The organism is Sphingomonas sp. Leaf9 (assembly GCF_001421355.1).
In the GTDB taxonomy this organism is placed as follows: Bacteria; Pseudomonadota; Alphaproteobacteria; order Sphingomonadales; family Sphingomonadaceae; genus Sphingomonas.
In genome coordinates, this window is the sequence record NZ_LMKC01000003.1 from 428,415 (window position 1) to 440,765 (window position 12,351).

Sequence of the window (12,351 nt, forward strand, 5' to 3'; positions counted from 1 at the left end):
TTGCGGTATCGATGCAACTCTGCGAAGCGTGGCGACTTGCCCCGGCGCACACGACTGCTATAGACGCGCCCGTGCCGGCGGCGTCCGCTCGGCGGGCGTGGCGGAACTGGTAGACGCGCTGGATTTAGGTTCCAGTATCGAAAGATGTGGGGGTTCGACTCCCTTCGCCCGCACCAGTGACGCCGCCAGCGCCTGTCGAAGCTGGAGCCGCTCCATTCGATTCTTTTGACGAAAGCCGTGAGAATGCAGACTGTCGAGACGTTGAACGAGGGCCTGAAGCGCGCCTACACGCTGACCATCACCGCTGCGGAGGTCGACGCCAAGGTCGACGCCGAAGTGAAGCGCGTTGCGCCGACGATCAAGATGCCCGGCTTCCGCCCCGGCAAGGTGCCCGCGAACCTGATCCGCAAGATGCACGGCGAAGCGCTGTCGCAGGACGCGCTGAACAGCTCGATCCAGGATGGCATCCAGACCCTGATCGCCGAGCAGAAGCTGCGCCCCGCCACCGCGCCGCAGGTGTCGCTCGAAGGCGACTATGCGCCGGGCAAGGACGCTTCGGTCACCGTATCGCTCGAAGTGCTGCCCGACGTGCCGGCGCCCGCAATCGACGACCTGAAGCTGGAGCGGCTGACCGTTCCGGTCGACGAAGCGGTGGTCGACCAGCAGCTCGAACAGCTTGCCAGCAACAACAAGCATCATGACGATGCCGAAGAAGGCCATGCGGCTGCGACCGGCGATCTGGTCGTGATGGATTTCGTCGGCAAGGTCGACGGCGTGGCATTCGACGGCGGCACCGGCGAAGGCATGGCGATCGAAATCGGCTCGGGCCGTCTGATCCCCGGTTTCGAAGACCAGCTGGTCGGCGTCAAGAAGGGCGACGAGAAGACGATCAATGTCACCTTCCCCGACGATTACCAAGCCGAAAACCTGAAGGGCGCTGCGGCGACCTTCGACCTCAAGATCACCGACGTGAAGGTACCTGCAGAGGGCGGCCCGGACGATGAGTTCGCCAAGTCGCTGGGCCTCGAGAGCCTCGAGCAGCTGCGTGGCCTGATCAAGGGTCAGATCGAGCAGGAACTGAACGGCCTGACCCGCACCCACATGAAGCGCAAGCTGCTCGACCAGCTGGCCGCGGGTCATGACTTCGACGTTCCGCCGTCGATGGTCGAAGCCGAGTTCGAGCAGATTTGGGCCCAGCTGCAGCATGAAGCTGGCCACGAAGCCGATCCGGAAGCGGCCCGTGCCGAGCTGGAAGCCGAGCGTGACGATTATCGCCAGATCGCGGTGCGTCGCGTTCGCCTCGGCCTGCTCCTGTCGGAGATCGGCCAGAAGAACGGCATCGAAGTGACGCAGCAGGAAATGCAGCGCCTCATCATGCAGGCCGCGCAGCAGTACGGCCCGGAAGATCGCCAGCGCTTCATGCAGTATGTGCAGCAGGAGCCGATGGCGGCCGCGCAGCTGCGCGCCCCGCTGTACGAGGACAAGGTCGTCGACTTCCTGTTCGGCAAAGCCGAAATCACCGAGCGCGAAGTGACGCGCGAGGAACTGGAAGCCGAGATCGAGAGCGAAGACGGTGCGGTCCCGCATGTGCACGGCCCGGACTGCGATCATGACCATGATCATGACCACGCCAAGCCGGTGAAGAAGGCCGCCAAGGCCAAGCCCGCCGCCGAAGCACCGGCCGAAGCCGAGGGCGAGGCTGAAGCGCCGAAGAAGAAGGCCCCGGCCAAGAAGGCTCCGGCCAAGAAGGCGGAAGCCGCGCCGGTCGAAGCCGCCGAGGGCGAAGCTGCTCCTGCCCCCGCCAAGAAGCCGCGCGCCAAGAAGAAGGTCGAAACCGAAACCAGCGAAGGCTGATCGGTCGATCTTTAGCGGCAATGGGCCGTCCGCTTCCTTGGGGAGCGGGCGGCCTTTGCATGTCCGGCGCTTGCTTTCGGCGGCGTCCGGTGTTGTACGCGGGCCATGTCCACGACCGTCGCTGTCCTGCTGCCCTGCTATAACGAAGAAGCCGCGATCGGCGCGACCATCGCGGGGTTCCGCGCCGCGCTGCCCGACGCAACCATCTATGTGTATGACAACAATTCGTCGGATCGGACGATCGAGGTCGCACGCGCTGCCGGTGCCGTCGTGCGCAGCGAGCGTATTCAGGGCAAGGGCGCGGTCGTCCGACGGATGTTCGCCGATGTGGATGCCGACATCTATGTCATGGCCGACGGCGACGCGACCTATGATGCGGCGGCTGCGCCCGACCTGGTCGCGCGGCTGATCGAGGAACAGCTCGACATGGTGGTCGGGCAGCGGGTGAGCGAGGCGGCGCTGGCATATCGTCGGGGGCACCGCTTCGGCAATGCGATGCTGACTGGGATGCTGGCGCGGTTGTTCGGGCGCAGCTTCACCGATATCCTGTCAGGCTACCGCGTGTTTTCGCGGCGGTTCGTCAAGAGCTTCCCGTCGTTGTCGGCCGGGTTCGAGATCGAGACCGAGATCAGCGTCCATGCGCTGGAGTTGCGGATGCCGGTCGCCGAGGTCGCGACTCGTTATTTTGCCCGGCCGGAGGGTTCGGCATCGAAGCTGTCGACCTATGGCGACGGGTTCCGCATCGCGCGAACCATCGCGACGCTGTACCGGATCGAACGGCCGCTATGGTTCTTCGGCGCGATCGGGCTGCTGCTGGCGGCGATCGCCGTCATCCTCGCGGTGCCGCTCGCCATTACTTACCTGCATACCGGGCTGGTGCCGCGGTTCCCGACCGCGATTCTCGCGACCGGGCTGGTCATCCTCGCCTCGCTCTGCCTGTTCTCCGGCCTGATCCTCGACACGGTGGTGCGTGGGCGGCGGGAGGTTCGCCGACTCGCCTATCTCGGCCATCCGGCGCCGGGTGGCGGAAAGACCGGGCGATAACCATCATAACGGGGGCGTAGCGATACGCTGGCCCCTTGCGCCATCTGGCGGGAGCGCCGATGTAGGGCGTCGAAACCTACTCAGCGGGAACCCAATGCTAGATATCCACGACGGCCTCGTCCCCATCGTCATCGAACAGTCGAGCCGCGGCGAGCGCAGCTTCGACATCTATTCGCGCCTGTTGCGCGAACGCATCGTGTTCGTGACCGGCGGGGTCGAGGACCATATGGCCTCGCTCATCACCGCGCAGCTGCTGTTCCTCGAATCGGAAAATCCGAAGAAGGACATCTGGATGTACATCAACTCGCCGGGCGGGGTGGTGACGGCCGGCATGGCGATCCACGACACGATGCAGTATATCCGCCCGCGCGTTGGCACGGTGTGCATCGGGCAGGCAGCGTCGATGGGCAGCTTCCTGCTGGCGGCCGGTGAACCGGGGATGCGCGTTGCGCTGACCAACGCCCGTATCATGATCCACCAGCCCTCGGGCGGGGCGCAGGGCATGGCGTCGGACATCCAGATCCAGGCGAAGGAAATCCAGCGCATCAAGGACCGGATGAACGCGCTGTACGTGAAGTACACCGGCAAGCCGCTGGAAGAGATCGAGCGGGCGATGGACCGCGACACCTTCCTCGAGGCGGAAGAGGCCAAGGCGTTCGGCCTGGTCGACCAGGTGTTCGACAAGCGTCCAGGCGCGCCGGAAGAGGCGACCCCGGCCGCATAAGCGGTTGCCCCGCCCCGCGGCCCATCCGGCGGCCGGGGCGGGTAAACTTTTAATGCATTGCCGGATACAAGCCTGTGTGTATCCTGACAGGCACAACGACGCGTCACGGTGGCGCGGGAGATGAATTGAATGACGAAGCTCAGCGGCGGCGACTCCAAGAGCACCCTGTACTGTTCGTTCTGCGGCAAGTCGCAGCACGAGGTACGCAAGCTGATCGCGGGTCCGACCGTGTTCATCTGCGATGAATGCGTCGAATTGTGCAACGACATCATCCGCGAGGAAACGAAGTCGGCACTGGTCGCCAAGAAGGACGGCGGGGTCCCGACGCCGCAGGAAATCTGCAACGTGCTCGATGATTATGTCATCGGGCAGAAGCAGGCGAAGCGCGTGCTGTCGGTCGCGGTGCACAACCATTACAAGCGGTTGAACCACGGTCAGAAGGGTGCCGACGTCGAACTGGCGAAGTCGAACATCCTGCTCGTCGGGCCGACCGGTTGCGGCAAGACGCTGCTGGCGCAGACGCTTGCGCGAATCCTCGATGTGCCGTTCACAATGGCCGATGCGACGACGCTGACCGAAGCCGGCTATGTCGGTGAGGATGTCGAGAACATCATCCTGAAGCTGCTCCAAGCCTCCGATTATAATGTCGAGCGGGCACAGCGCGGCATCGTGTACATCGATGAGATCGACAAGATCAGCCGCAAGGCTGAGAATCCGTCGATCACACGTGACGTGTCGGGCGAAGGCGTGCAGCAGGCGCTGCTGAAGCTGATGGAAGGCACCACCGCCTCGGTTCCACCGCAGGGTGGCCGCAAGCATCCGCAGCAGGAATTCCTGCAGGTCGACACGACGAACATCCTGTTCATCTGCGGCGGTGCGTTCGCGGGTCTGGAAAAGATCATCGCGGATCGTCTGCAGGGCAAGTCGATCGGCTTCGGCGCCTATGTCGCCGCGCCGGAGGAACGCCGCACCGGCGAGGTGCTGCGTCAGACCGAGCCGGAAGATTTGCTGAAGTTCGGACTGATCCCCGAATTCGTCGGCCGTCTGCCGGTGATCGCGACGCTCGAGGATCTCGACGTGGCAGCACTCATCAAGATCCTGACCGAACCGAAGAACGCGCTGGTCAAACAGTATCAGAAGCTGTTCGACATGGAGGGCGTGAAGCTCGGCTTCAACGACGAGGCGCTGGTATCGGTGTCAAAGCGGGCGATCGAACGCAAGACCGGCGCGCGCGGGCTTCGCTCGATCCTCGAAGGCATTCTGCTCGACACGATGTTCGACCTGCCGTCGATGGACGGGGTGGACGAGGTCGTGGTTGACAAGGACGTGATCGAGGGTCGCAAGGAACCGGTACGCGTCTATGCCGAGAAGAAGAAGGCGGGTGACGCGGCGTAAGCTGCGGGCTGGTCTTTCCAAGTAGCAAGCGGGCGTCGGGTAACCGGCGCCCGTTTTGCGTTGGTTCGTCCTTCCGGCGAAGAGCGGAATGACGGGGAAGACGTGGGCGACTTTTCTCGGCACGTATCGCGCGTTATCTCCCGCCCATGCCGATCGACCTTATCTGCCTCGATGCCGACGACACGCTGTGGCACAACATGCGGCATTTCGAGGAGGCGCATGACGCGTTCAGCGCGATGCTGCGGCCGTTCGCCGACGCAGACGTCGCACGTGAGACGCTGGACGCGTGCGAGAGCCGCAATCTGAAACTCTATGGCTATGGCGCGAAGGGCTTTACCCTCTCGATGATCGAAACCGCGCTCGAACTGGGTGGCGAGCGGCTGCCGAGTGGGGTGATCGCCGACCTCCTGGCCGCCGGTCGGCGGCTGCTCGCGCATCCAGTGGAACTGCTGCACGGGATCGAGGCGACGCTGGACGCGCTGGCCCGGCGGGGGCGACTGGTTCTGGTCACCAAGGGCGATCTGTTGCACCAGGAGGCGAAGCTCGCCGCATCGGGGCTGGGCGATCGCTTTGCGGGTATCGAGATCGTCAGCGACAAGACGAGCGAGACCTTTGCGCGGGTGTTCGATCGCTACGGCGTCGCGCCCGACCATGCGGTGATGGCGGGTGATTCGATGCGTTCCGATGTCCTGCCCGCGCTCGCTGCCGGGGCATGGGCGGCGTATGTGCCGCAGGCGCTGGCCTGGTCGCACGAGGCGGGCGAGGCGCCGGTCGATCATCCCCGCTTCCGCCAGTTGCCCGATCTGGCGGCGTTACCCAACTGGATCGACGCCATCGGCCGGTGATCGCCCCGCCGCCCATGGAAACATCGCGCGTCCCAAGCATTGGCTTTGCGTAACGATCAGGGAGTGACGATGCCGGCGACACGGGACCATGACGCGATGATGGCGGCGGAACGCGAGGAGGTCGTCGTGGCCCCCGGAACGAAACGGGCGTTGCTCGACCGGACGGCGTTGCCATGGTGGTCGATGATCGTCCCCCTGCTGGGGCTGGTGGCGATCCTGCTGAATCTGGCCAAGGCGAGCGGTGTCGGTGCTGGACTGGCGGCCGCCGTGATGATCGGTTGCGTGATCGCTGCGGTCCATCATGCCGAGGTCGTTGCGCACAAGGTCGGCGAACCGTTCGGCACGCTCGTGCTAGCAGTCGCGGTGACGGTGATCGAAGTCTCGCTGATCGTGTCGCTGATGCTGTCGGGATCGGGCGACGTCGCCACCCTCGCGCGCGATACGGTGTTCGCCGCGATCATGATTATTCTGAATTTTATCGTCGGCATTTGCCTGCTGGTCGGCGGTATCCGCCATCATGAGCAGCGTTTCGTGCTGCGCGGGGTCAGCGCCGCGCTGTCGGTGCTGGCGGCGATGGCGGTGCTGTCGCTCGTTCTGCCGAACTATACCTCGACTGTGGCGGGCCCCACGCTGTCGCCGTCGCAACTGACGTTCGTCGCGATCATCTCGGTCATTCTCTATGCGACGTTCGTGATGGTGCAGACGGTGCGGCACCGCGACTATTTCCTCCCGGCGGTGGATGGTTCGCTGCCGAAGGATGCCCATGCCGAACCGCCCGGCGCGGGGACGGCATGGATCGCGTTCGGCGTGCTGTTGGTCGCGCTGGTCGGGGTGGTGCTGCTGGCCAAGGACCTGTCGCCCACGATCGAATCGGCGGTGCTGGGTGCGGGACTGCCGCTGGCGGTCGTCGGTATCCTGATCGCCGCGCTGGTGCTGGCGCCCGAAAGCCTTGCGGCGGTGAAGGCAGCGCGCAAGGACCGGCTGCAGACCAGCCTGAACCTCGCCATGGGGTCGGCGCTGGCGACGATCGGTCTGACGATCCCGAGCGTGGCGATCGTGTCGCTGGTGATGGGCTGGCCGTTGTCGCTGGGCATCGATGCCAAATCGATGGTGCTGTTCGCGCTGTCGCTGCTCGTATCGACGCTGACGCTGGGCAATGGGCGGACGACGGTGTTGTCGGGCATCGTCCACCTGACGATCTTTGCCGCCTATCTGTTCATCACCGTCGTTCCCTGATCTACGGCCGCTGCCGGGCGGCGAGCGCCAGGCCGGCGGCGATCTGCGCCACGGCATAGGCACGGCGCAGCGTGGGGCGGCCGACAAACGGGCGGACCAGCCACTGCGCGCCGCCCGCCTGTTCCTGCCACAGCGCGACATGGCGCCGGGGTTGCAACAGGCCGAGCAGCCCATCGCCGATCATGAAGGTCGCCGCCATTTCGGCGGCACGTTGGGACAGTCGGGTCATGGCGTCGTAACGCGCGGCGCCTGCATCCGTTTGATCGCAGGCGACCGCCGCAACAGCCAGGCCATCGGGTCGATCACGATATGCGCGCCGCGCGGTGCGGTGATCGTCGCGCTGCCCCCGGTCATCGGCAAGGTGCGGCGCGCCCCGTCGATCTCGATCTCGACCGGCAGCGGGAAGGGGCCGTCGCCCGGCACCTGCCAGCGTAGCGTGAGGGCGGTGTCGCTGCGCTGTTCGATCAGGTCGGGCAACGCCGCTTGCCGCAGATAGACGTCGAAGAACCAGCCAAGGTTCTGCCCGCTCTCCTGCGCCACCGCCGCTTCGAAATCGCGGGTGGTGGCAAAGCGGGTCGTGAAGTTGCCGGGCTTCGGATCGGGGCGGCCATAGACCAATCGCCGGGTCGCCGCGAAGAAGGCGCGATCCCCGATCAGGTGGCGCAGGCTGTGCAGCATCCACGCGCCCTTGAAATAGACGTCGGTGCCCGGCCCGGCCTCGCCATTCACTTCGCGCGTGGTCAGCGACCTGCCCGATACGATCGGCGCGCGGTTCGCCACCCGCTGTCGCTGGATCAGCAGCATCGACAGGTATCGCGCATCACCCTCGCGCCATTTGCCGTAGAGCGGCTGCATGTAGGACGCGAACGCCTCATGCAGCCAGAAATCGTCCCAGTCGGCGGCGGTCGTCTGGTTGCCGAACCATTCGTGGCTGAACTCGTGCTGGAACAGCCAGTCGAACCCCTCCGGCGCGGGTTTGTAACCATTGCCATAGGCGTTGATCGTCTGGTGCTCCATGCCGAGATACGGCGTCTCGACCACGCCGACCTTCTGGTCGCCGAACGGGTAGGGGCCGATGGTCGCTTCGAAGAAATCCAGCGTCGGGGCAAATTCGTCGAACAGCCGCTGCGCCTCCGCGTCCTTGCCCTGCAAATGCCAGAAATGCAGCGGGATGACGTTCCCGAACCGGCTGCGATAGCTGCCCTTGATCTCGCGGTAAGGGCCGACGCTGATCGCCAGCGCATAGGGATTGGTCGGGCCGGCGTGCCAGTGCCAGGTGGTGCGGCCATCGGGCAGCGTATCGATGCCGCGCAATACGCCATTGGCCGGCGCGGACAGGCCGGCGGGCACGGTCAGATGCAGGTCGACCGATGCCGGCTCGCCCGCAGGATAGTCGAGGCACGGCCACCACAGGTCGCATCCGCTGTCCTGTGCGGTCGTGCCGAACCACGGCCTGCCCTGCCATTCGCTCCAGACGAAGCCATCGTCCCACGGCGCGCGCTTCGCCACATGCGGGCTGCCGGCATAGACGATCTCCACCACCGCGCGCTGTCCGGCCGCAAGGGGCGCGTCGATGACGACCTGCCCATTGGCCTGCCGCCAGCGGGTGTGGTCGACCGCTCGACCATCGACCCGGATCGACCGCACCGCCAGTGCATCGTCGAGGTCGATCGGAATGCGCGGCGTCATGGCCTGTGCCGTCAGCGTCAGCGTGACGCGCGCCGACAGCATCCGCCGCGCCGGCAGTGCCTCAATCGCGAGGTCGGCATGGGCAAGGCGCAGTGCGGCGCGATCGGCGCTGATTGGGCCGCCCGACCGCAGCGTCATCGGATGCACCGGCGGTGCCGGTTCGGCCGGTGCCGCCTGCAACGCGGCGGCCAGCGCCAGCGCATAGGATGCCATCATGGGTCAGCGTGCCGTCGAACGGAGATTGATGGCGCGGCAATTGCCACCATATAAGGTCGTGGGTCCGGCAGTTCGGCCGGGTCGTGGAGTGTCCATGTCCGAGATTACCAATTCCGTTTCGTCCGAGCCGCTGAAGCTGCCGGTATTGCCGCTGCGTGATATTGTCGTGTTTCCGCACATGATCGTGCCCCTGTTCGTCGGGCGCGACAAGTCGGTCGCTGCGCTGGAAGCCGCGATGGCCGGATCGAAGGAAATCTTCCTCGTGGCGCAGCTCGATCCGGGTGAGGACGATCCGGCACGCGACGATCTGTACGATGTTGGCGTGTCCGCCGAAGTCATGCAGATGCTGAAGCTGCCCGACGGCACCGTGCGCGTGCTGGTGTCGGGCAAGGGGCGCGCGACACTGACCGATCTGGAGACGGTCGACAATTATCTGGTCGCGACGGTCACCCCGACCGAAGCTGACGACACCACGCTGGAAGATGCCGAGGAGGGCATGGAGGAGCGCGTCGCCGAGGCGGTCGTGCAGCCGAGTGCCGAGCTGAAGGCGCTGATGCGCTCGGTCGTCGACCAGTTCGAGAATTACGCGAAGCTCAACAAGAAGCTGCCGGCCGAAACCGCGGTGCAGCTGTCCGAGCTGGACGATCCCTCGCGTCTGGCCGACGCGGTTGCCGGCAATATCGCGGTAAAGGTCGCCGACAAGCAGGCGCTGCTGGTCGAGGCCGATCCGCACAAGCGGTTGGAAATGGTGTTCGCCTTCATGGAGGGCGAGCTGGGCGTGCTGCAGGTCGAGAAGAAGATCCGCAGCCGCGTGAAGCGTCAGATGGAGAAGACGCAACGCGAATATTATCTGAACGAACAGCTCAAGGCGATCCAGCGCGAACTCGGCAACGAGGGCGAAGATGGCGATGGCGACGAGGTCGCCGAGCTGACGCAAAAGATTGCGACGCTGAAACTGAGCAAGGAAGCGCGGACCAAGGCGACGTCGGAGCTCAAGAAGCTGAAGACCATGGCGCCGATGAGCGCCGAAGCGACGGTCGTGCGCAACTATCTCGACGTGCTGCTGGGCCTGCCGTGGGGCAAGAAGTCGAAGCTGAAGAAGGACATCGCCGTCGCGCAAGGCGTGCTCGACCAGGACCATTATGCGCTGGAGAAGGTCAAGGACCGGATCGTCGAATATCTGGCGGTGCAGGCGCGCACCAACAAGCTGAAGGGGCCGATCCTGTGCTTGGTCGGCCCGCCGGGCGTCGGCAAGACCAGCCTCGGCAAGTCGATCGCCAAGGCGACGGGACGCGAGTTCATCCGCCAGTCGCTGGGCGGCGTGCGCGACGAAGCCGAGATTCGCGGCCACCGCCGGACCTATATCGGCTCGCTGCCGGGCAAGATCGCCACCAATCTGAAGAAGGCAGGGGCGTCGAACCCGCTGTTCCTGCTCGACGAGATCGACAAGCTGGGGCAGGATTTCCGTGGCGATCCGGCATCGGCGCTGCTCGAGGTGCTCGATCCCGAACAGAACGCGAAGTTCAACGATCACTATCTGGAGATCGATATCGATCTGTCGGACGTGATGTTCGTGTGCACCGCGAACACGCTGAACCTGCCGCAGCCGCTGCTCGACCGCATGGAGATCATCCGACTGGAGGGCTATACCGAGGACGAGAAGGTCGAGATCGCCGAACGGCATCTGGTCGCCAAGCAGGTCGACGCGCACGGGCTCAAAGCCGGCGAGTTCGAGCTGACGCAGGAAGCCTTGCGCGACCTGATCCGCTTCTACACCCGCGAAGCCGGTGTTCGCACCTTGGAGCGCGAGATCGCGAAGCTGGCCCGCAAGGCGCTGCGCCGCATCCTCGAGGGCAAGGCGACTTCGGTTACCGTGACGCCGGACAACCTGTCCGAGTTCGCGGGCGTTCGTAAATATCGCTTTGGCGTCGGCGAGGAAGAGCATCAGATCGGTGGCGTCACCGGGCTTGCCTGGACCGAGGTCGGCGGCGAGCTGCTGACCATCGAAAGCGTGACGGTGCCGGGCAAGGGATCGGTCAAGACGACCGGCAAGCTGGGCGACGTGATGAAGGAATCGGTCGAGGCGGCGTGGAGCTACGTCAAGGCGCGCTCGCCCGGATATGGCATCAAGCCCAGCCTGTTCCACCGCAAGGACGTCCATATCCACCTGCCCGAAGGCGCGGTGCCGAAGGACGGCCCGTCGGCGGGTATCGGGCTGGTGACGTCAATCGTGTCGACGCTGACCGGTGTGCCGGTGCGGCGCGAGGTGGCGATGACCGGCGAAGTGACGCTCCGCGGCCGGGTATTGCCGATCGGTGGCCTGAAGGAAAAGCTGCTTGCGGCGCTGCGCGGCGGGATCAAGACGGTGTTGATCCCGGCCGAGAACGAAAAGGATCTGGCGGAAATTCCGGCCAATGTCCTCGCCGGACTGGAGATCATTCCGGTCGCGCATGTGGACGAGGTACTGCGGCTGGCGCTGACCGAGCCGCTGACTGCAATCGACTGGACCGAGGCCGACGACCTGGCGGCGCAGCCGCCGGTCCCGGTGCCGGGTATCGGCGAGTCGCGGCCGCATTGATCCAGGGGGCGGGGCGGCAGGTGGCTGCCCCGCCTTTCGACAGGGCGATCGGGCAATCCGGCGGGGTGCAAACCATTGGATTGCGCAGCTGCGCCCAATTTGCTTTGACAGCGCGCGTTCGCGCGGCCTTAGTGCCGCGCTTGAGTTTTCCATATTGTCATACGGATGAAGGGGGTTCCACGGGATGAACAAGCAGGAGCTGATCGGGCAGGTCGCCGACCATTCGGGGCTTACCCGCGGCGATGCGATGAAGGCGGTCGAGGCGGTATTCGACGTCATCTCGGCGGCGCTCAAGAAGGGTGACGAAGTTCGCCTGGTCGGGTTCGGTACGTTTTCGGTGTCGAAGCGCAAGGCATCGACCGGTCGCAATCCGCGCACCGGCGAACCGATGACGATCAAGGCATCGTCGCAGCCGAAGTTCAAGGCCGGCAAGGGCCTGAAGGATTCGGTGAATTAACCTCTGGACACGATCGCCGGACCCATCTAGGGAGCCGGCCTCCGGGTTTCCGGGCGCGTAGCTCAGCGGTAGAGCACACCCTTCACACGGGTGGGGTCACAGGTTCAATCCCTGTCGCGCCCACCAGATCAACGGCCGTCCGGCACTTCGACCTCTGTAAAGAGGCGCTGTGCCGGGCGGCCGTTCCTGATTCCGGACTTGGCGTGCAGTTTTGGCAAATGTCATAAATCAGAAACCATAACGTCTTCGAAACTTCATCGAAATCGCACGTTCCCGTCATCCAGCGCGCCTAACGCGGCGGCTGTGGATCGAC

General features: G+C 65.0%; 10 protein-coding genes and 2 tRNA genes. 10 read left to right on the top strand and 2 right to left on the bottom strand.

Annotated features, from left to right (window positions below):
• Nucleotides 1–91: 91 nt before the first annotated feature.
• The 7 genes from ASE58_RS09870 to ASE58_RS09900 all read left to right on the top strand — a co-directional run bounded on the left by ASE58_RS09870 (nt 92) and on the right by ASE58_RS09900 (nt 7,098).
• Nucleotides 92–176 (top strand) — tRNA-Leu (locus tag ASE58_RS09870).
• A gap of 67 nt (nt 177–243) precedes the next feature.
• The gene (gene tig, locus ASE58_RS09875; protein WP_055820498.1) at nt 244–1,854 is read left to right on the top strand and encodes a trigger factor; all 1,611 of its coding nucleotides are present in this window, start codon (nt 244–246) and stop codon (nt 1,852–1,854) included.
• A gap of 105 nt (nt 1,855–1,959) precedes the next feature.
• Nucleotides 1,960–2,898 carry a glycosyltransferase family 2 protein gene (locus ASE58_RS09880; RefSeq protein WP_055820501.1) on the top strand — a complete coding sequence of 313 codons (939 nt, stop codon included), beginning with the start codon at nt 1,960–1,962 and terminating at the stop codon, nt 2,896–2,898.
• A 94-nt stretch (nt 2,899–2,992) separates the two neighbouring features.
• Nucleotides 2,993–3,622, top strand: a complete 630-nt coding sequence (locus ASE58_RS09885; protein ID WP_055756397.1) for an ATP-dependent Clp protease proteolytic subunit — start codon at nt 2,993–2,995, stop codon at nt 3,620–3,622.
• Between the two features lie 129 nt (nt 3,623–3,751).
• Entirely contained in the window at nt 3,752–5,017 is a 1,266-nt protein-coding gene (gene clpX, locus ASE58_RS09890; RefSeq protein WP_055756400.1) for an ATP-dependent Clp protease ATP-binding subunit ClpX, read from the top strand.
• A gap of 146 nt (nt 5,018–5,163) precedes the next feature.
• Complete coding sequence (locus tag ASE58_RS09895) at nt 5,164–5,862, top strand: HAD family hydrolase (RefSeq protein WP_055820505.1); 699 nt, start codon at nt 5,164–5,166, stop codon at nt 5,860–5,862.
• 69 nt (nt 5,863–5,931) lie between these two features.
• Entirely contained in the window at nt 5,932–7,098 is a 1,167-nt protein-coding gene (locus ASE58_RS09900) for a calcium:proton antiporter (RefSeq protein WP_235513557.1), read from the top strand.
• A gap of 1 nt (nt 7,099) precedes the next feature.
• Here the strand turns inward: ASE58_RS09900 and ASE58_RS09905 are convergent, their stop codons facing one another.
• Nucleotides 7,100–7,327, bottom strand: a complete 228-nt coding sequence (locus ASE58_RS09905; protein ID WP_055820507.1) for a hypothetical protein — start codon at nt 7,325–7,327, stop codon at nt 7,100–7,102.
• Entirely contained in the window at nt 7,324–9,003 is a 1,680-nt protein-coding gene (locus ASE58_RS09910) for a M1 family metallopeptidase (RefSeq protein WP_055820510.1), read from the bottom strand. The genes ASE58_RS09905 and ASE58_RS09910 overlap by 4 nt, the downstream gene beginning before the upstream one ends.
• Nucleotides 9,004–9,097: 94 nt before the next feature.
• Between ASE58_RS09910 and lon the strand changes: the two genes are divergently transcribed.
• The 3 genes from lon (at nt 9,098) to ASE58_RS09925 (ending at nt 12,164) form a co-directional block, all read left to right on the top strand.
• Nucleotides 9,098–11,581 (top strand): endopeptidase La, encoded by a 2,484-nt coding sequence (lon, locus tag ASE58_RS09915; protein WP_055820513.1) that lies wholly within the window; start codon nt 9,098–9,100, stop codon nt 11,579–11,581.
• Between the two features lie 184 nt (nt 11,582–11,765).
• Nucleotides 11,766–12,038 carry an HU family DNA-binding protein gene (locus tag ASE58_RS09920; RefSeq protein WP_055756411.1) on the top strand — a complete coding sequence of 91 codons (273 nt, stop codon included), beginning with the start codon at nt 11,766–11,768 and terminating at the stop codon, nt 12,036–12,038.
• Nucleotides 12,039–12,089: 51 nt separating this feature from the next.
• Nucleotides 12,090–12,164, top strand: a tRNA-Val gene (locus tag ASE58_RS09925).
• The last annotated feature ends 187 nt before the right edge of the window (nt 12,165–12,351 follow it).

Bases quoted from the DNA above. Each gene is read 5' to 3' on its own strand.
- tig (WP_055820498.1), top strand. From the start codon at position 244: ATGCAGACTGTCGAGACGTTGAACGAGGGCCTGAAGCGCGCCTACACG.
- ASE58_RS09880 (WP_055820501.1), top strand. From the start codon at position 1,960: ATGTCCACGACCGTCGCTGTCCTGCTGCCCTGCTATAACGAAGAAGCC.
- ASE58_RS09885 (WP_055756397.1), top strand. From the start codon at position 2,993: ATGCTAGATATCCACGACGGCCTCGTCCCCATCGTCATCGAACAGTCG.
- clpX (WP_055756400.1), top strand. From the start codon at position 3,752: ATGACGAAGCTCAGCGGCGGCGACTCCAAGAGCACCCTGTACTGTTCG.
- ASE58_RS09895 (WP_055820505.1), top strand. From the start codon at position 5,164: ATGCCGATCGACCTTATCTGCCTCGATGCCGACGACACGCTGTGGCAC.
- ASE58_RS09900 (WP_235513557.1), top strand. From the start codon at position 5,932: ATGCCGGCGACACGGGACCATGACGCGATGATGGCGGCGGAACGCGAG.
- ASE58_RS09905 (WP_055820507.1), bottom strand. From the start codon at position 7,327: ATGACCCGACTGTCCCAACGTGCCGCCGAAATGGCGGCGACCTTCATG.
- ASE58_RS09910 (WP_055820510.1), bottom strand. From the start codon at position 9,003: ATGATGGCATCCTATGCGCTGGCGCTGGCCGCCGCGTTGCAGGCGGCA.
- lon (WP_055820513.1), top strand. From the start codon at position 9,098: ATGTCCGAGATTACCAATTCCGTTTCGTCCGAGCCGCTGAAGCTGCCG.
- ASE58_RS09920 (WP_055756411.1), top strand. From the start codon at position 11,766: ATGAACAAGCAGGAGCTGATCGGGCAGGTCGCCGACCATTCGGGGCTT.